Origin of the sequence: Pseudoxanthomonas sp. PXM02 (assembly GCF_014851805.1) — a bacterium.
In the GTDB taxonomy this organism is placed as follows: Bacteria; Pseudomonadota; Gammaproteobacteria; order Xanthomonadales; family Xanthomonadaceae; genus Pseudoxanthomonas_A.
On record NZ_JACVAK010000001.1, the window covers coordinates 848,443 to 865,801 of the forward strand.

The 17,359-nt window shown below is 66.8% G+C and carries 17 protein-coding genes; 7 read left to right on the forward strand and 10 right to left on the reverse strand.

The window, feature by feature from the left end; all coding sequences use genetic code 11:
• Positions 1-52: 52 nt before the first annotated feature.
• Positions 53-304, reverse strand: coding sequence for a hypothetical protein (locus tag IB225_RS04070; protein ID WP_192309958.1), 252 nt, complete (start codon positions 302-304; stop codon positions 53-55).
• A 164-nt stretch (positions 305-468) separates the two neighbouring features.
• Between IB225_RS04070 and IB225_RS04075 the strand changes: the two genes are divergently transcribed.
• The 3 genes from IB225_RS04075 (at position 469) to IB225_RS04085 (ending at position 4,334) form a co-directional block, all read left to right on the forward strand.
• Positions 469-1,182, forward strand: coding sequence for a hypothetical protein (locus IB225_RS04075; protein WP_192309959.1), 714 nt, complete (start codon positions 469-471; stop codon positions 1,180-1,182).
• A gap of 15 nt (positions 1,183-1,197) precedes the next feature.
• On the forward strand, positions 1,198-3,087 hold the full coding sequence (gene parE / locus IB225_RS04080; RefSeq protein WP_192309960.1) for a DNA topoisomerase IV subunit B: 1,890 nt from the start codon (positions 1,198-1,200) through the stop codon (positions 3,085-3,087).
• Between the two features lie 110 nt (positions 3,088-3,197).
• Positions 3,198-4,334 (forward strand): carboxylate-amine ligase, encoded by a 1,137-nt coding sequence (locus tag IB225_RS04085; protein ID WP_192309961.1) that lies wholly within the window; start codon positions 3,198-3,200, stop codon positions 4,332-4,334.
• Between the two features lie 9 nt (positions 4,335-4,343).
• On the opposite strand, the gene IB225_RS04090 is transcribed toward IB225_RS04085, so the two are convergent.
• From IB225_RS04090 to IB225_RS04115, 6 genes are all read right to left on the reverse strand, one after another.
• Positions 4,344-5,264: a DMT family transporter gene (locus tag IB225_RS04090; protein WP_345776591.1), complete on the reverse strand. Its 921-nt coding sequence runs from the start codon at positions 5,262-5,264 to the stop codon at positions 4,344-4,346.
• A gap of 73 nt (positions 5,265-5,337) precedes the next feature.
• Positions 5,338-6,114 carry an N-formylglutamate deformylase gene (gene hutG / locus IB225_RS04095; RefSeq protein WP_192309963.1) on the reverse strand — a complete coding sequence of 259 codons (777 nt, stop codon included), beginning with the start codon at positions 6,112-6,114 and terminating at the stop codon, positions 5,338-5,340.
• 35 nt (positions 6,115-6,149) lie between these two features.
• Entirely contained in the window at positions 6,150-7,505 is a 1,356-nt protein-coding gene (gene gorA, locus IB225_RS04100) for a glutathione-disulfide reductase (protein WP_192309964.1), read from the reverse strand.
• Positions 7,502-8,752: an FAD-dependent oxidoreductase gene (locus IB225_RS04105; protein ID WP_192309965.1), complete on the reverse strand. Its 1,251-nt coding sequence runs from the start codon at positions 8,750-8,752 to the stop codon at positions 7,502-7,504. Before IB225_RS04105 ends, gorA begins: the two co-directional genes overlap by 4 nt.
• 19 nt (positions 8,753-8,771) lie before the next feature.
• Positions 8,772-10,019, reverse strand: a complete 1,248-nt coding sequence (locus tag IB225_RS04110) for a DUF418 domain-containing protein (protein ID WP_192309966.1) — start codon at positions 10,017-10,019, stop codon at positions 8,772-8,774.
• 113 nt (positions 10,020-10,132) lie between these two features.
• Positions 10,133-10,612 carry a peptidylprolyl isomerase gene (locus tag IB225_RS04115; RefSeq protein ID WP_192309967.1) on the reverse strand — a complete coding sequence of 160 codons (480 nt, stop codon included), beginning with the start codon at positions 10,610-10,612 and terminating at the stop codon, positions 10,133-10,135.
• A gap of 83 nt (positions 10,613-10,695) precedes the next feature.
• On the opposite strand from IB225_RS04115, the gene IB225_RS04120 reads away from it, so the two are divergent.
• The 3 genes from IB225_RS04120 to IB225_RS04130 all read left to right on the forward strand — a co-directional run bounded on the left by IB225_RS04120 (position 10,696) and on the right by IB225_RS04130 (position 13,190).
• Positions 10,696-11,253, forward strand: a complete 558-nt coding sequence (locus IB225_RS04120) for a C40 family peptidase (protein ID WP_192309968.1) — start codon at positions 10,696-10,698, stop codon at positions 11,251-11,253.
• A gap of 119 nt (positions 11,254-11,372) precedes the next feature.
• Positions 11,373-12,152, forward strand: coding sequence for a C40 family peptidase (locus IB225_RS04125; RefSeq protein WP_192309969.1), 780 nt, complete (start codon positions 11,373-11,375; stop codon positions 12,150-12,152).
• A gap of 168 nt (positions 12,153-12,320) precedes the next feature.
• Entirely contained in the window at positions 12,321-13,190 is an 870-nt protein-coding gene (locus IB225_RS04130) for a bile acid:sodium symporter family protein (protein WP_192309970.1), read from the forward strand.
• Here IB225_RS04130 and IB225_RS04135 read toward each other — a convergent pair.
• Positions 13,187-13,618, reverse strand: a complete 432-nt coding sequence (locus IB225_RS04135; protein WP_192309971.1) for a GNAT family N-acetyltransferase — start codon at positions 13,616-13,618, stop codon at positions 13,187-13,189. The two genes, IB225_RS04130 and IB225_RS04135, sit on opposite strands and share 4 nt — an antisense overlap.
• Positions 13,615-14,892: a dicarboxylate/amino acid:cation symporter gene (locus IB225_RS04140; protein ID WP_192309972.1), complete on the reverse strand. Its 1,278-nt coding sequence runs from the start codon at positions 14,890-14,892 to the stop codon at positions 13,615-13,617. The genes IB225_RS04135 and IB225_RS04140 overlap by 4 nt, the downstream gene beginning before the upstream one ends.
• A 175-nt stretch (positions 14,893-15,067) precedes the next feature.
• Between IB225_RS04140 and IB225_RS04145 the strand changes: the two genes are divergently transcribed.
• On the forward strand, positions 15,068-16,738 hold the full coding sequence (locus IB225_RS04145; protein WP_345776592.1) for an alkaline phosphatase: 1,671 nt from the start codon (positions 15,068-15,070) through the stop codon (positions 16,736-16,738).
• 138 nt (positions 16,739-16,876) lie between these two features.
• On the opposite strand, the gene IB225_RS04150 is transcribed toward IB225_RS04145, so the two are convergent.
• The gene (locus IB225_RS04150; RefSeq protein ID WP_192309974.1) at positions 16,877-17,293 is read right to left on the reverse strand and encodes a CopD family protein; all 417 of its coding nucleotides are present in this window, start codon (positions 17,291-17,293) and stop codon (positions 16,877-16,879) included.
• Positions 17,294-17,359: the final 66 nt, after the last annotated feature.

Here is a 17,359-nt window from a genome sequence, read left to right on the forward strand (position 1 = left end):
ATTTCACGCTGGGAAGCCTTATGCCGCAAGGCTTCCAGCGGATCAACGAGAATCAGGGCTTGCGCTCTTCCTCTTCGTCACCCGCCTTCTTCTGCTGGCCCTCCGCGGCCTTGCGCTGCTTGGCGGCGGCTTCGTTGGCCGCACGGCGGCGCGCCTTGGCCTCCGGGTCGGAGGGGTCACTGGTCTGGGACTGGTCCTGCTTGGGCTTGTCCGTGTCGCTGGTGCGGGACTGGGCAAAGGCCTGGACCGCGAACAGCGCGCCAAGGGCGGCGGCGGACAGCAGCAACAGGTTGCGGGACTTCATGGCGATGCTCCTCGTGGATGGCGGAAACATGGGGCGCCGGATGGCGTTTTCCAAGGGCATCCCTGTCCACGCGCGCAGTTTCAGCCTGTGCGACTGAACATGGCAAAAATCCGGGGCAGGCGGCACACTGCCGCTCCCATCAAGCTCCCGACAGAGGACGTCGCATGCATTTCCCCCTCCGCTGGCTCGCTGCCCCCCTCGCCATCCTGGCGCTGCTGCCCACGGCCGCCTGGGCGCAGCGCACACCGCTGCCGTTGAAGGACGTCCCCCTCAACGAGTTGGCGCGGGATACGCAGCGCTCCTACCTGGGCAAGGACACCATGGAACTGGTGTGGGTCATCCCACCGGTGTACTGGGAAGTGTCCGCCGAGCAACAGCAGAACCTGTCCGATGCCGATCGCAAGCAGTTCATCGCCCAGCTGGATGACTACCTGCTGGTCGCCATGGTGCGCGGCAAGGTCGGGATGGCTGGAATTGACGAGTTCTACGACGGAGAGACGATGTTCGGAGGACTGCGTCTCGTCGATACGGCAGGCACCACCCACGAACCGATCCCTCCCGGGCGCATTCCGCCCCGATTGAAGAACCTGCTGTCCATCCTGCGCCCGGTGATGGCCAACATGCTGGGCCCGATGGGCGACAACATGCATTTCGCCGTCTTCAATGCCCGCGACGGCAAGGGCAAACCCTTGATCGATCCGCGGGCGGACGGGCGTGTGCAGATCCGGACGTCGCTCAACACCTATGCGTTCCGCACGCCGCTGGGCAGCCTGCTGCCGACGCGCCACGACGCGAAGACCGGCGAGAGCTTCCCAGGCGACTATCACTACAATCCCTACACCGGCGGAGCCCTGCAGGACTCCGCCCAGCCCCGCTGAGACTACGCACGCATCATGAGCAGTCGTTACAACGCCGCCGACATCGAAGTCCTTTCCGGCCTTGACCCCGTCAAGCGTCGGCCGGGCATGTATACCGACACCGCCCGCCCCAACCACCTGGCGCAGGAAGTCATCGACAACGCGGTGGACGAGGCGCTGGCCGGCCATGCCGGCAGCATCGAGGTCACCCTGTACAAGGACGGCAGCTGCGAAGTCAGCGACGACGGCCGCGGCATGCCGGTCGATATCCACCCCGAGGAAAAGATCCCCGGCGTGGAGCTGATCCTCACGCGGCTGCATGCGGGCGGCAAGTTCAGCAACAAGAACTACACCTTCTCCGGCGGCCTGCACGGCGTGGGTGTCAGCGTGGTGAACGCGCTGTCCACGCTGGTGGAAGTGCATATCAAGCGCGAAGGCAGCGAACACCGCATCACCTTCCGCAACGGCGACCGCGCCACTCCGCTGGAAGTGGTCGGCAGCGTCGGCAAGAAGAACACCGGTACCCGCGTGCGCTTCTGGGCCGATCCCAAGTACTTCGATACGCCGAAGTTCAACGTGCGCGCGCTCAAGCATCTGCTGCGCGCCAAGGCCGTGCTGTGCCCGGGCCTCAATGTCACGCTGTTCGACGAAGCCACGGGCGAGCGCGACACCTGGCACTACGAGGACGGCCTGCGCGACTACCTGCGCGGCGAGATGGCCGGCCGCGAGCTGCTGCCGCCGGAGCTGTTCGTCGGCCAGCTGAAGAAGGACAGTGAAGTCGTCGACTGGGCCGTGGCCTGGGTGCCGGAAGGCGAACTGGTGCAGGAAAGCTACGTCAACCTGATCCCCACCGCGCAGCACGGCACGCACGTGAACGGCCTGCGCAGCGGCCTGACCGACGCATTGCGCGAGTTCTGCGACTTCCGCAACCTGCTGCCGCGCGGCGTGAAGCTGGCACCGGAAGATGTGTGGGATCGTGTCGCCTTCGTGCTGTCGCTGAAGATGACCGATCCGCAGTTCAGCGGCCAGACCAAGGAACGCCTGTCCTCTCGCCAGGCCGCCGGCTTCATCGAAGGCGCCGCGCACGATGCCTTCAGCCTGTGGCTGAACCAGCACGTGGACCTGGGCGAGAAGATCGCGCAGATCGCCATCGAACGCGCCAGCGCACGCCTCAAAACCGAGAAGCAGGTCGTCCGCAAGAAGGTCACGCAAGGCCCCGCCCTGCCCGGCAAGCTGGCCGACTGCATCAGCCAGGATCTCTCGCGCACCGAGCTGTTCCTGGTGGAGGGCGACTCGGCCGGCGGCTCTGCCAAGCAGGCACGCGACAAGGATTTCCAGGCGATCCTGCCGCTGCGCGGCAAGATCCTCAACACGTGGGAAGTCGCCAGCACCTCGGTGCTCGCCTCCGACGAAGTGCACAACCTGGCCATCGCCATCGGCTGCGATCCCGGCAAGGACGACATCAGCGGCCTGCGCTACGGCAAGGTGGTGATCCTGGCCGACGCCGACTCCGACGGCCTGCACATCGCCACGCTGCTGACGGCGCTGTTCCTGCGCCATTTCCCTGCGCTGGTCGCCTCCGGCCATGTGTTCGTGGCGATGCCGCCGCTGTTCCGCGTCGACGTGGGCAAACAGGTGTTCTACGCGCTGGACGAGGAAGAAAAGCGTTTGCTGCTGGAGAAGATCGAGCGCGAGAAGATCCGTGGACAGGTCAATGTCACCCGCTTCAAGGGCCTCGGCGAGATGAATCCGTCGCAGCTGCGCGAATCGACCATCCATCCCGACACCCGTCGTCTGGTGCAGCTGACGGTGGATGACGAACCGCAGACGCGTGGGCTGATGGACATGCTGCTGGCGAAGAAGCGGGCCGGCGACCGCAAAGCGTGGCTGGAGACGAAGGGCGACCTCGCTTCTCTGGAAGTCTGATTCAGCCATTCATTTCGATGGGCCGTTGCGGCGGCCTTTTTTTGCCGCAGGATCGGCATCAACGCACGGCGCGAACGCGTCGTTCACCGCCCCGGTGCGATAACCGGGGCATGGCAACGGATCCCGGCACGCACCCCTACACCTTCGGTCTGGAGGAGGAGTACTTCCTCATCCGCCGCAATGGCCGTCGTCTGCGGCATATGCCCCGGCCCTTCTTCACCGAATGCCGTGAAGCGCTGGGCGAGCGTTTCGGCAGCGAGATGCTGCAGACCCAGGTGGAAGTGCAGACCGGTGTGCACGACGACACACGCGCCGCCGAGGCCGACCTGCGCACGCTGCGCCGCACGGTCGGCAGCATCGCGCACCGGCATGGGCTCGGCATCCTGTCGGCCGGCACGCATCCCTCGGCGCAATGGCGCGGGCAACGCAGCACCGACAAGCCCCATTACGACCAGGTGATGGGCGAACTGCAGATGCTGGGCCAGCGCAACCTGCTATGCGGCCTGCATGTGCATGTGCAGCCCGCTGATCCGGCGCACCGTGTCGCGCTGATGGCGCGCATGCAGCCCTTCCTGCCGCTGCTGCTCGCCCTGAGCACCTCCTCTCCGTTCTGGATGGGGCATGCGACGGGTCTGATGGGCTATCGCCAGACCGCTTACCAGGAAATCCCGCGCACGGGACTGCCACCGTTGTTCCGCGATCAGGTCGAGTACGACCACTACGTGCAACGCATGGTCGACGGTCGTGCGATCCAGGACGCGAGCTTCCTCTGGTGGGCGCTGCGGCCGTCGCTCGCGTTCCCGACGCTGGAGCTGCGCATTACCGATGCCTGCACCGATCTCTGCGATGCCTTGGCCATCGCGCAGCTCTATCGCTGCCTGGTGAGGCATCTGGAACGCCGCCCGACGCTGTATGCCGACCTGCATGCGGGCGACCAGGCGATCATCGCGGAGAACCTGTGGCGGGCCCAGCGCTACGGGTTCGATGCCGGGTTGATCGATCTGGGTAGCCGTGACCTGGTGTCCGCGCGGGAAATGCTGGAGAACACGCTGGATGCGCTGCACGACGATATACGTGCGCTCGACTGCACGGTGCAGGTCGAACGGGTGTGGCAGATACTGGAGAACGGCACCAGCGCGCACGGACAACTCCAGCGCTACCGCGAACGCAGGCAGGCCGGCGACAGCCATGCCGACGCGCTATCACAAGTGGTGCAATGGCTCGCCGATGCGAGCGTGGCCGCCTAGACCATCGGGTCAGCGCGCGACAGCCTTCTGTTGCGACACCACGAACACGCCGGCCATCACCAGCACCGTGCCCGCCACCTGCCACGGGCCCATCGGTTCGCCGAGCAGCAGCAGGCTCAGCAGGATGGTCGACACCGGACCGACCATGCCGATCTGTGCCGCCAGCGCCGAGCCGATGCGTGCCACCGCCATCATCACCGCCAGCACGGGCAGCACCGTGCACAGCGTGCCGTTGACCAGCGACAGCGCATACACCTCCCAGGGCAGCACCAGCGCCTTCATCGGCCGCAGTACCACGAACTGCAGCAGGCACAGCACACTGGCCACACTGCTGGCGTAAGCCGTCAACCGCACCGCACCCACGCGTGCGACCAGTTCGCCGCTGCCGACGAGATACAGCGCGTAGGCCAAAGCGCTACCGAACACCAATGCGCCGCCCAGCAGGATGTTCGACCCGCCCACCTGCAGGTCGTGGCCAAAGGCGAGCGCGACGCCCGCGTAACTCACGAGCAGCGCGATCGCCTGGCGACGCGAGATGCGTTTGCCGAACGCCAGCCAGCCAATCAGTGCCACCAACGTCGGAGTCAGATAGAGGATCAATCGCTCCAGCGTGGCGGTGATGTAGGCGAGACCGGCGAAGTCCAGAAAGCTCGCCAGGTAGTAGCCAAGGAAGCCCAGCAGTACGACACGCCAGCGATCCGCGACGGACAGCGGCGCGCTGCGCCGTGCCGCCCACGCGCCCATCAGCAGGAAGAACGGGAACGCCACCAGCATGCGCAGCGCCAGCAGCGTGACGGCGTCGGTGCCGTAGCGGTATCCGAGCTTGACGATGATCGCCTTGCCCGAAAACGCGACGGCGCCCAAGGCGGCAAGCACCAGGCCGGAGCGGCTGACCAGTTGCAGGGCGGGCCGTGACGCCGGCGCTTCCACCGCCTCGGCCGGTGCCACATCCAGCGGCTGCGCCAGTTCGTCTTCCGCCTGGGGACGCGTCATTGCGGCGGCATCAGGCCAGCGTGCGTTCCAGCAGGCGCCGGATCAGGGCCTGCGTACGGGCGGCACGCTCGGGGGCGTACGCGAAGGTGTCCTCGTCCATGTAGTTCACCTGCGCGAGCTCCAGCTGCACCGTCTGAATACCGCGTGCGACATCGGCGTAGTGGCGGGTGATGTAGCCGCCCCGGAATCGCCCGTTCACCACGAAACTGAAATCGGACTGCGACGCCAGCTCGGTTTCCAGTGCCTGCTGGAGCGCCGGCGAGCAGCTGGCGCCGCCCGCGGTGCCCAGGTTGAAATCCGGCAGGCGGCCGTCGAACAGGAACGGCACCACGCTGCGGATCGAATGCCCTTCCCACAGCACGGCACGACCATGCGTTTGGTGGATGCGGGCGAGTTCTTCCTGCAGCGCGCGGTGATAGGGCCGCCAGTAGGTCTCCACGCGCGACGCGATGTCGTCGGGTGTCGGCTCCTGCCCCGACAGGTACACCGGATCGCCGCTGAAGCGCACGATCGGGCACAGGCCGGTGGTGTTCTGGCCCGGATACAGCGAGACGTCGTCTTCCGGCCGGTTCAGGTCGACCACGTAACGCGAGTACGCCGGGACGATGATCGACGCGCCCAGTTCGCGCGCGAAGGCGTAGAGCTCGGCGACATGCCAGTCGGTATCCGGAACGCGCCGCGCCTCCGGCGTCAGCCGCGCGGCGATGTCGTCAGGCACCGACGTGCCGTTGTGCGGCAGGCTGATGAACAGCGGTGCGGTGCCGCGATGCAGGGTGAAGGTGTCCATGCCGCCATTGTATCGCCGTGCCCACGGGGGCCGGCTCATCGCATCAGCACGACTTCCTCGGCGCTGGTCGGATGGATGGCGACGGTGTCGTGCAGGTCGGCCAGGGTAATGCCCTTCTTCAACGCCACCGCGAAGCCCTGCAGCATCTCGTCGGCGCCCTCGCCCAGCAGGTGCAGGCCCACGACACGCTTGTCTTCGCCCACGCAGACGAGCTTGAACAGGCTGCGCTGCGGCGAATCGGCCAGTGCATGCAGCATCGGCCGGAAACGCGTTGTCAGCACCGTCACGCCGTCGCCGTACTGCGCCCGCGCCTCGGCCTCGGTCAAGCCCACCTGCCCCACCGGCGGATGCGAGAACACGACGGTTGGAATACGCGTGTAATCGAGCTGCGCCTCAGCCTGCCCGCCGAACAGCCGATCCATCAAGCGGCGTGCCGCCGCGATGGCGACCGGCGTCAACGCGGCCTGCCCGGTGACATCGCCTACGGCATGGATGCCGGCCACGCCGGTGTCCTGGAGCGCATCCACCTGCACGAAACCCTTCGGGTCCAACGCCACGCCGGCAGCTTCCAGCCCCATACCCTGGGTCGACGCGCGGCGGCCTGTCGCGAAGATCACCGTGTCGAAACGCCCCGTCCGCGTACCGTCCTCCGCCAGCAACACCACGCCGTCGTCCGGGGCGCGCTCCAGCGCGGCAACCGAATGGCCGAAGTGCAGCCGCACGCCGTGCTGGCGCATGTCGGCGACCAGTTCGTCGGTAATCTGCGTGTCGAAGCCGTCCAGCACGCGCGGCCCGCGCACGAATATCTCCACCTGGCTGCCCAGCGCCTGCAGCACACCCGCCAGTTCGACGGCCACGTAACCACCACCGATGACGGCCACCCGTCCGGGCGCCGCGCAAAGGTTGAAGAAGTCGTCGGACACCTTGCCCAGCTCGGCACCCGGGATATCGGGACGCACCGGATGGCCACCGGTCGCGATCAACAGGTGCTTCGCGCTGAGCGGCACGCCATCGGCATTGACGACGGTGTGGGCATCCAGCAGTCGCCCGTGACAGGGCATCAACACCACCCCGCTTTCGTCCAGGCGCCTCATGTAGCTGGCATGGATGCCGGCAATGTAGCGCTGGCGATGGACGATGAACTCTTTCCAGTCCAGCGTCGGCGGTGTGACATCGAAACCCAGCGACGACGCCAGCCCGATCTTCTGCGACAGCTCCGCCGCCAGCCACATCGCCTTCTTCGGTACGCAACCGACGTTGACGCAGGTGCCGCCGAGTTCCTTCGGCTCCAGCAACGCCACCTTCGCGCCATACGACGCGGCGCGGAACGCACCGGCCAGGCCACCGGACCCGCCGCCGATCACGATGAGGTCGAACGCCTGCGGCTTCATGCGAATCGCTCCGGTCGATAGGGGTTGGGATCGAACGCGGGCGTGTGTCCGGTCATCAGGTCGGCCATCAACTGACCGGTCGCGCTGCTCATGCTGATGCCCAGCATGCCGTGGCCGGCCGCCATCCAGACGTGGTCATAGCCCGGCGCGCGTCCGAGCAAGGGAAGGTCGTCCCATGTCATCGGGCGCCAACCGCACCAGCGTTCGTGCACCTCGGCACCGACGGGTTCGCGCAGGAACTCGCGCGCACCCCGCTCCAATGCTGCCAGTCGTGTCTCGTTGAGCGTGTCGTCGTGACCGGAGAACTCCATCGTGCTGCCCAGCCGGAAGCCGCTCTCCCACACCGTCACGCAGACCGAGCGGTCCTTCAGCACCATCGGATGCCGGGGCACGATTCCAGGACGCGAATAGGTGATCGAGTAGCCCTTGCCTGGCTGGATCGGCGCGCGCACGCCGAGCTTGCGCGCGAAATCCGGTGTCCATGCCCCCAGCGCGATCACCGCGTCGCGACCTTCGCGAGAGCCGTGCGTCGTCGCCAGTCGCACGCCGACCGGCGTCGTCTCCAGCCTGTCCACGCGGCACTGCACTTCGATGAGGCCGCCGCGTTCGCGCACCACGCGCGCCAGTTCGGCCACGTAGCGGTCGGGTCGCAGGCGCGCGTCGCCGGGGAAACGGATCGCACCCGTGACGCCGGGCAGCATCGCAGGCTCCTCATGCTGGTAGGCGGCACCGTCGAACACCTGCGTCGCGATGCCGAATTCCGCCAGTACCTTCGCTTCGTCCACATACTGCTGGAACTTGCGCGGATCACGGAAAACGTAGTCGAGCCCTTCTTCCTCGAACTCGCACGCCAGTTGGTAGCGCGTCACCCAGTCGGCCAGCCGCGCGCGTGCATCGTTGAGCAGCGCTGCCCGGGACTGCGTGCTCTGTCGCCAGTCGCGTGCGTTGCAGCGTGCCGCGAAGCGCAGCAGCCAGTGCCACAGGGCCGGATCGATGCGTGGCTTCAGATAGAGCGGCGCGTCCGGCGTGAACATCCAGCGCAGCGCCTGCGCCACCACGCCGGGTGCCGCCAGTGGCGGCGCGTGGCTGGGCGTGATGGTGCCGCAATTGCCGTGGGAGGCGCCGCCGCCGACCGCGCCGGCATCGATCACACGCACGCCACGACCTGCCTCCAGCAACGCCAGCGCGGTCGCCAGGCCGATGGCGCCACCGCCGATGATGAGGACGTCGTCGTGGGGAGAAGTCACCCCGACAGTTTAGTCCCAATCACCCGGCGCGAAGCCGCAACGGCTGCGGTTTCAGGTAAGTCGCCGACCGCCACAGCCACTCCATCGGACCGAACCGGAACCGCGACAGCCACAGATGGCTCACCAGCACCTGCAGGCCGAACAGCGCCAGCGCGAACACCGGCTGCCAGGCACGCGGCAGCTGTTCGAAGTAGCCCAGCCCATACCCGTAGAAGATCCAGGTGCACACCAGCGACTGCATCAGGTAGTTTGTCAACGCCATCCTGCCCGCCGGCGCCAGCAGGGACAGCGGCCGTTGCCACACCGAGGTATCCAGCGCGCGCACGATCCAGGCCACGTAGCCCAGGCACATCAACAGGTTCGCCATCAATTGCAGCGCGAACGCGGTGGAGGTGCGCAGGTTGAACGTGACGCCGTCCATCGTCGGCGCCAGCGTCACCGAGCCCAGCATGGCCAGCAACCCCACCGGCAAGGCCACCCAACGCAGCCCCGCGTAGAGGCGCGGGAACTCGCGCGGACGCGTGATCGCGCCACTGCGCACGAACCACGCACCCAACAGGAACATGCAGAACACGATGAAGCCGAACATGGTGATGTTGCTGAGCGCCATGCCGGTGCTCTTGAGGCGCTGCCACGTGGCTTCGGCGTAGGTGCCGCTGCCGTAGGCCGTCCGCTCGGCCTCGACCATGGCCTGCATCTGCCCGCCGATCTCACCGATCATCTTGTCCCATCCCTCGGTACCGCCGAGCAGAGACCCCATCGCGCCCATCAGGTACATGAAACCGATCGGCATCACGTACGCGGCCAATCCCAGCCACACGTACCAGCGGTAGGGCAGCGTGCGGAACGCCAGCAGCAGGAACGAGCACAGCGCGTACATCATCAGGATGTCGCCTGCCCATATGAAAAGCGCGTGGATCACGCCAATGGCGAGCAGTACCAGGCCACGGCGCCAGTACACGCCGGCGAACGGGCGGCGCGCCTGCTCGGCACGCTCCGACATCACGGCAAAGCCCATGCCGAACAGCAGCGAGAACAGGGTGTAGAACTTGCCCTGCACCAGCACGTAGACCAGCAGGTCGACGGTGCGATCCATACCGGTAAGCGCAGGGTCCAGGCCGCTGCCCGAGGCCATCACAGGCCCCACGAATCCTTCCAGGTTCATCAGCAGGATGCCCAGCAGCGCGAACCCGCGCAGCACATCCATCGCTTCGATGCGGTCGGTCACCGCGATCGGTGCCAGATTCTCCGTGAGCGTCGCCGTCATTCCTTTCCCCTGTGTGTGTCCACCCGATTAGACCATGTGCGATGGCGCCACCTGCGTGCCAAAAGAAACGGCCCGCTTGCGCGGGCCGTCCGGATCACACGATATCGCGGCACTCAGTGGTGATGGCCGCCGTCGCCGTGCACGTGGCCGTGCTCGATCTCTTCAGCGCTGGCTTCGCGCACTTCCACGATCTCGACGTCGAAGTGCAGGTCCTTGCCGGCCATCGGGTGGTTGAGGTCCACGTCCACCACGCTCATGCCGACCTTCTGGATGGTCACGGCGCGCGGACCGAAGTTGGTCTGCAGCACGACCTGCTGGCCCGGGATCAGGCGCTGGTTGCCGAAGTGCTTCTTGGGTACGCGCTGGGTCAGGCCGTCGCGACGCTCGCCGTAAGCATCGGCCGCCGCCACGTCCACACCGAAGCTCTCGCCGGCTTCGCGGTCCTGCATGGCGCTCTCCAGGCCCGGGATGATGTTGCCGTGGCCGATCAGGATCGCCAGCGGCTCACGGTCCTTCGAGCTTTCGATCGGCTCCTGGCCGGCTTCGGACACGGTGTAATGGAAACGGACGACGCTGTCTTTTGCGATTTTCATGCGGGACTCTGGACGGGGCCTGCCGACCGGCAGGACAGGAGCGGCTTGTCGGCCGCAAGGGAATGCGGCGAAGATGCGCCGCGATGAAGGCCCGACATTATCCCGGCTTGCCCGCGCCCGCGCCACTTCGGCCGTGGACCACCGCCCTGCTCTGCGCGAGCCTGCTGGCGCTGGCCGGCTGCGGCGGCTCCAAGCCGCAGGCCCGCAAGCCGTCCCCGCCCCCTGCCCAGCGCGACTGGCCGGTGGTGCAGGCCGAGGATCCCGCTGCGGCGACGTCCGTGCTGATGCGCGCGATCGGTCTGGTCGGCACGCCGTACCGGTATGGCGGCAACACCCCGGAATCGGGCTTCGACTGCAGCGGCCTGGTGACCTACGTGTATCGCGACATGCTGGACCTGCGCCTGCCGCGAACCTCGCGGGAGCTCGCGCAAGTCCAGGGGCCGAAGATCGAGCCGCGCCGCCTGGCGCCGGCCGACCTCGTGTTCTTCGGCAGCAAAGGCACCGTGACCCATGTGGGCATCTATGTCGGCGAGGGCCGGTTCGTGCATGCCCCGAGCACGGGGGGAACGGTCCGGCTGGACCACCTCGACGGCCCCTACTGGCGGGACCACTACAGCGGCGCGAAACGCGTCCTTCGTTAGGATTCGGTCAACTCTGTGACAGCGAACATTCACACTTAACGAATAAATAACGATTTATGAACCAAATCAGGCCGATCAGCCGGCATTATCGCCCCTGACTTGTTAAATCCCTCCCGCGCGTGACGACCGACGACCTGCCGCCAGGCCAGCCAGCCGCCACCCACCGCCTGCCGCGGAGGGTTTCCCGACTCCTCATCAGCCTTGGCCTGTGCGCCATGGCGTCCGTTGTCCAGGCCCAGACTGCGCCTGCCGACGTCGACGCCGCGTCAACCCCGGCCTCCGCCGATGTCGTGACTGTGCCGGCCGCCCCGGCCAGCAAGTCCGTCACCGCCAGCGTCAAGGAAAAGGCCGCCGAGGCCGCCACCGCCACGCTGTCCGCCCTGCTCCCGCGCCTGGCCGCCAGCGACACGCTGCCGCTGGTTGACCGTTCGGCCATGGTCGCCGGCGACATCAGCAAGCTGTTGGCCGCCTATGACCTGAGCAAGGAAGGCGTCGTCGCGCAGGAACAGCAAGGCGGCAAAGTCCAGGTGGTCCTGCAGCGTGCGCTCGCCCTGATGGGGACGCCCTACCGCTGGGGTGGCACCTCGCCCGACAGCGGCTTCGACTGCAGCGGCCTGGTCGGCTACGTCTTCCGCACTGCGCTCGGCATCGAACTGCCGCGCGTTTCCCGTGACATGGCCGCCAACGCTGACGCCGAACGCATCGGCACGCGCGAAGAACTGCGCCAGGGCGACCTGGTGTTCTTCGGCTTGAAGGGCCGCGTCAACCACGTCGGCATCTATGTCGGCGAAGGCCGATTCCTGCACTCGCCGAGCAGCGGCAAGGACGTGCGCGTGGACAGCCTGATCACCGGCTACTGGGCCAATCGCTACCTGAGCGCCCGCCGCGTCGCGATGTAACGCGCCACGCACGTTGCACGCATGCAGAAGGCCGCCACGTGCGGCCTTCGTGTTTTCCGACTGCGATGCACCGCAGCTTGCGCGGCGCGAGGGATTGCGGCCATCCTCCGGATGCGCGTCGATCATCGCGCACCACCTGTCCGTTGCGCCGAAGGGGAGTCGTACGCGATGCAGGCTTCACTGTTGACCAATCTGCTGTTGCCGCTGGCCCTGGGCATCATCATGCTCGGGCTGGGACTGGGACTGACGCTCGACGACTTCCGTCGCGTCGCGCGCTATCCACGCGCCGTGCTGATCGGCCTCGCCCTGCAGACCCTGGTGTTGCCGTGGGTCGCGTTCGGCCTGGCGATCGGATTCGGCCTGCCCGCCGAACTCGCCGTGGGCCTGATGCTGCTGGCCGCCTCGCCCGGTGGCGCCACGGCCAACATCTACAGCCACCTCGCACGCGGCGACGTCGCCCTCAACATCACCCTGACCGCGATCAACAGCCTGCTGTGCCTGCTGACGCTGCCGGTGATCCTCAACCTGTCGCTGGAGTACTTCCTCGGTGCCGGCCAGTACGTGCCGCCGCCGACGAAGAAGGTGATCGAGGTGGCCGTGATCATCCTGCTCCCGGTCGCGATCGGCATGCTCATCCGCGCCAAGGCGGCGGGCTTCGCCGCGCGCGCCGAGAAACCCATCCGCCTGCTGTCGGTCCTGGTGCTGGCGCTGCTGGTCGTGGCCGCGGTCGTGCAGGAATGGGAAACGCTGGCCACCTACTTCGCCATCGTCGGCCTGGCCTGCCTGCTGTTCAACGTCATCAGCATGGGCGCCGGCTACGTCGCGCCGTTGGCCTTGCGGCTGCCCAAGAAGCAGGCCATCGCCATTGCGATGGAGATCGGCATCCACAACGGCACGCTGGCGATCTTCATCGCGCTCAACGTGCTGCAGAACCCCACCGTCTCGGTGCCTGCCGCGGTCTACAGCCTGTTGATGTTCGTCACCGCGGCCGTGTTCGCGTGGTGGGTATCGCGCGGTGCGCGCGACGCCACCGCCTAGCGGTTCGAATCCGGACCGCGCGCCACGTAGGCCATGCTGATGGATGCGGGCGCCGTGTCGGCGAACCCGAACTGCGCGTAGAGATGCCTGGCCTCGCCGTCGGCGATCAGCATGACGTAGGCGGACTCCGGCGCATTCGCGCGCAGCCATGCGTCCAGCGCTGCCATGATGCGCTTGCCCAGGCCCTGCCCTTGGTACTCGCGTTGCACGGCGATATCCACGACGGCGAACACGGTACCGTTGTCGCCGACCACGCGCCCCATGCCGATCACCTCGCCCGCCTTCAGCAGGCTGACGCCGTACAGGGTGTTTGCCAGACCGCGCACCGCGGCCTCGTGCGACTTGGGCGACAGGCCGGTCTGGACGCGGAGGCGACGATAGGTTGTCGCGTCAGGGAAGGATTCGACCAGCGTGATCCCGTCGCTCATGACGTCGACGCAGCATCATCCCCAAGGCCCACGTTGCTGGACGCGCGTTCGTAGACCTCGCGATCCAGCAGGCCGGTTTCCTTCGCCACCAGTACCGGTACCAGCATCTGGCCGGTGACATTGGTCATCGTGCGCATCATGTCGAGGATGCGGTCGATCGCCACCAGCAGGCCGATGCCTTCCAGCGGCAGGTTGGCCGCGCTCAACACCAGGGTGACCATCACTGTCGCCGTGCCCGGCACGCCGGCGGTGCCAAAGCTGCCCAGCACCGAGGCCAGCAGGATGACGAAGTACTGGTTCATCGACAGGTCCAGCCCGAAGTACTGGGCAACGAAGATCGATGTCAGTGCCGGATAGATCGCGCCGCAGCCGTCCATCTTGATGCTGGCGCCCAGCGGCACCGCGAACGCGGCGTAATCCTTGTCCACGCCCAGGTTGTGGGTGACGCTGCGCAACGCCACCGGCATCGACGCGAACGACGACGAACTGACGAACGCCACTTGCATGCCGGGCGCCGCGCCACGGAAGAACTTCCACGGATTCAGGCCATGCGCCAGCAGCAGGCTGCCGTAGACCACGATGATGTGCAGTGCGCACGCTAGGTACAGCGCGCCGATATAACTGCCCAGCGGCAGCAGTTTCTCGAATCCGTACGTGCCGACCAGGCTGCCGATCAGGCCGAACGTGCCGATCGGGGTCACTTCCAGCACGAAGCGCGTGACCTGCACCATGGTGTCGCTGGCCTCGCCCGCCAGCTTGCGCAGGCCCGCACTGCGTTCGCCCAGCTTGACCAGCGCGAAGCCCACCAGCCCGGCGAAGAAGATGACCTGTAGGATCTTGCCTTCGGTCAGCGCCTTGAACGGATTCGCCGGCACGATGTCGAGCAGCACCTGCACGGGTGTGGGGACCTCGCGCACCTGGTAGTCCGGCGCCATCATCAAGCCGGTGAGACCCTTGCCCGGCTGCACGATCCAGCCCACCGACAAGCCCACGCACACGGCCAGCGCCGCGGTGATGGCGAACCAGAGGAAAGTGCGCCCGCCCAATGCCGCGACCGACTTCTGTCCGTGCAGGCTGGACACGGCATTGATCACCGCGAAGAACACCAGCGGCACCGCGATCATCTTGATCAGGGTGACGTAGAGATCGCCCAACGGCTTGAGCCAGATGCCTGCGGCTGGCCCCATCAGCCAGCCCGCCAGTGCGCCCAGCACGAAGCCGGCGACGACGCGCTGCCAGAACGGGATCTTCAACCAGGCCGAGACCAGCTTCATCCAGACGACTCACAAAAGTGGACGCGACACCTTAGCCCAAGCCCCGGCGGGCGGCGACCCTGCACGCGGAATACCGGGTGTCATGAACAGGACACTGCACGGCCGGCATAATGACGCGTCCGCACTCCCCCGGTTCCCCATGCGCCTGCGCTCCTTCGTATCGCCGCTTGCCGGCATGACTCTGCTCACTGCACTGGCCGGCTGCGCCAGCACGTCAACGTCCACATCGCCTTCACGCACGTCCGCGCTGCACATCGACGTCCCCGCGGTCACGCACCCGCAGGGCGAGACACCGCAGTGGTGGTATCGCAATGGTGCGGCCAAGGCCGCGGCGAATGGCGCCATGCAGGGCCGCGCGAAGAACGTCATCGTCTTCCTCGGTGACGGCATGAGCCTGACCACCGTGGCCGCCGCGCGCATCTTCGAAGGCCAGCGCAAGGGCACGCCGGGTGAAGAGAACCTGCTGAGCTGGGAGCGCTTCCCGCATACCGCCTTCAGCAAGACCTACAACACCGATTCGCAGACGCCCGACTCCGCCGGCACGATGACGGCGGTCGCGACCGGCGTGAAGTCGCATATGGGCGCCATCGGCGTCTCGGCCGGCCGCAAGGGCGAGTGCACGCCCGATGGCAGCAAGGACCTGCTCAGCTGGCTGACGCTGGCCGACAGCGCCGGGCTGGCCACCGGCATCGTCACCACCGCGCGCATCACCCATGCGACGCCCGCCGCGACGTATGCGCACGTCTCGCATCGCGACTGGGAAAACGACACCGACCTGCCGCCCGAGGCCATCGAGGCCGGCTGCAAGGACATCGCGCAGCAACTGCTGGCAGCCGCACGCTTCGGACACGGCCCCACCGTGGCACTGGGTGGCGGTCGCGGCGAATTCCTGCCGATCGACGTGCGCGATCCCGAAGAAGACGACAAGGTCGGTCAGCGCCTCGACGGCCGCAACCTGGTCGCCGAATGGCAGCAAGCGCATCCGCAAGGTGCCTACGTGTGGAACACGCAGCAACTCGAAGCGGCCGCCAACGCACCGCAACTGCTGGGCCTGTTCGAGTACGACCACATGCAGTTCGAACATGACCGTCGCAAGGACGACCAGGGCGAGCCGTCGCTGGCAGAACTGACGCGCGTCGCCATCCGCAACCTGTCGCGCAACAAGGAAGGCTTCGTGCTGCTGGTGGAAGGCGCGCGCATCGACCACGCCAACCATTACGGCAACGCTTACCGCGCACTCGACGAGACGGTCGCGATGTCGGACGCCGTACAAGCCGCGGTCGATGCGACCTCGCGCGACGACACGCTGATCCTCGTGACCGCCGATCACTCGCACACGCTCAACTTCGTCGGCTACCCGGTCCGCGGCAATCCGATCCTTGGCAAGGTCCGCGGCCAGGGCGGCGAAGACGACACGCCGGGCGACCTCGCCCGCGACCAGAACGGCCAGACCTTCACCACGCTGACCTACGCCAACGGCCCGGGCTACACCGGCGCCAGCAACCGCCAACCAGCAGGTCCGAAGCATTTCCTGCACGCGCCGAGCAGCGTCGAGCCGTCGGAAGGCCGACCGGATCTGACCCATGTCGACACCGAGCATCCCGACTACCTGCAGGAAGCGCTGGTGCCGCTGAAGTCGGAATCGCACGGCGGCGAAGACGTCGGCATCTGGGCCATCGGCCCCGGCAGCGACGCGGTGCGCGGCACCGTCGAGCAGAACACGATCTACCACTTCGTCGTTCAGGCGACACCGGCGCTGCGTGCACGCCTGTGCGCCGCGGGGACGTGCGACACGAATGGTGTGCCGGTCGAGTTGCCCAAGCCGGTGGACTTCGAGAAGAAGTAAGGTGAGCACCGCTCCGGCCAACACCGGAGCACGTGGATCAGAACGGCTTCGCCAGCACCGCGCCACGACCAGAAAGAAGCGCCGCGATTGAAAGCGCGTCGCAACGCGCCGTCATACCCTCGAACGAACGGGAGGGAATCAGAACGGTTTCGCCAGCACCAACCAGATCACGGCGATCAATGCGAACAGTGGCAATTCGTTGAACCACTTCAACGCCGTCGGCGAAGGCAGCGACTTGCCTTTCGCCACGCCTTTCAGCCACCGGCCGGTGACGATGAAGTGCGCCAGGATCAGCGCGACGAGCGTCAGCTTGGCGTGCAGCCAGCCGCCGCTGATGCCGAAGTAGAACCACAGCACGCCGCCCAGGATCACCGCGATGCCGAACATGCTGTGGCCGAAGCCGTAGAGGCGGCGGCCCATCAACAGCAGGCGCGCCTGCACGTCGGGCTGTCCGGTCGTCTCGGCCAGGTTGACCAGGATGCGCGGCAGGTAGAAGACCGTCGCCATCCAGGCGATGACGAAGACGAGATGGAAGGTCTTGACCCACAGGTACATGCGGCTGGCTCCGTCTGGCTGCGCGGGATGGCGTGCGGTGCATAGGATAGCGCGCCGCATCGCGTA

Coding starts and splice junctions, on each gene's coding strand:
- IB225_RS04135 (WP_192309971.1), bottom strand. CDS start 13,618: ATGAGCGACGGGATCACGCTGGTCGAATCCTTCCCTGACGCGACAACC.
- IB225_RS04070 (WP_192309958.1), bottom strand. CDS start 304: ATGAAGTCCCGCAACCTGTTGCTGCTGTCCGCCGCCGCCCTTGGCGCG.
- parE (WP_192309960.1), top strand. CDS start 1,198: ATGAGCAGTCGTTACAACGCCGCCGACATCGAAGTCCTTTCCGGCCTT.
- IB225_RS04075 (WP_192309959.1), top strand. CDS start 469: ATGCATTTCCCCCTCCGCTGGCTCGCTGCCCCCCTCGCCATCCTGGCG.
- hutG (WP_192309963.1), bottom strand. CDS start 6,114: ATGGACACCTTCACCCTGCATCGCGGCACCGCACCGCTGTTCATCAGC.
- IB225_RS04085 (WP_192309961.1), top strand. CDS start 3,198: ATGGCAACGGATCCCGGCACGCACCCCTACACCTTCGGTCTGGAGGAG.
- IB225_RS04130 (WP_192309970.1), top strand. CDS start 12,321: ATGCAGGCTTCACTGTTGACCAATCTGCTGTTGCCGCTGGCCCTGGGC.
- IB225_RS04150 (WP_192309974.1), bottom strand. CDS start 17,293: ATGTACCTGTGGGTCAAGACCTTCCATCTCGTCTTCGTCATCGCCTGG.
- IB225_RS04140 (WP_192309972.1), bottom strand. CDS start 14,892: ATGAAGCTGGTCTCGGCCTGGTTGAAGATCCCGTTCTGGCAGCGCGTC.
- gorA (WP_192309964.1), bottom strand. CDS start 7,505: ATGAAGCCGCAGGCGTTCGACCTCATCGTGATCGGCGGCGGGTCCGGT.
- IB225_RS04120 (WP_192309968.1), top strand. CDS start 10,696: ATGAAGGCCCGACATTATCCCGGCTTGCCCGCGCCCGCGCCACTTCGG.
- IB225_RS04110 (WP_192309966.1), bottom strand. CDS start 10,019: ATGACGGCGACGCTCACGGAGAATCTGGCACCGATCGCGGTGACCGAC.
- IB225_RS04145 (WP_345776592.1), top strand. CDS start 15,068: ATGACTCTGCTCACTGCACTGGCCGGCTGCGCCAGCACGTCAACGTCC.
- IB225_RS04115 (WP_192309967.1), bottom strand. CDS start 10,612: ATGAAAATCGCAAAAGACAGCGTCGTCCGTTTCCATTACACCGTGTCC.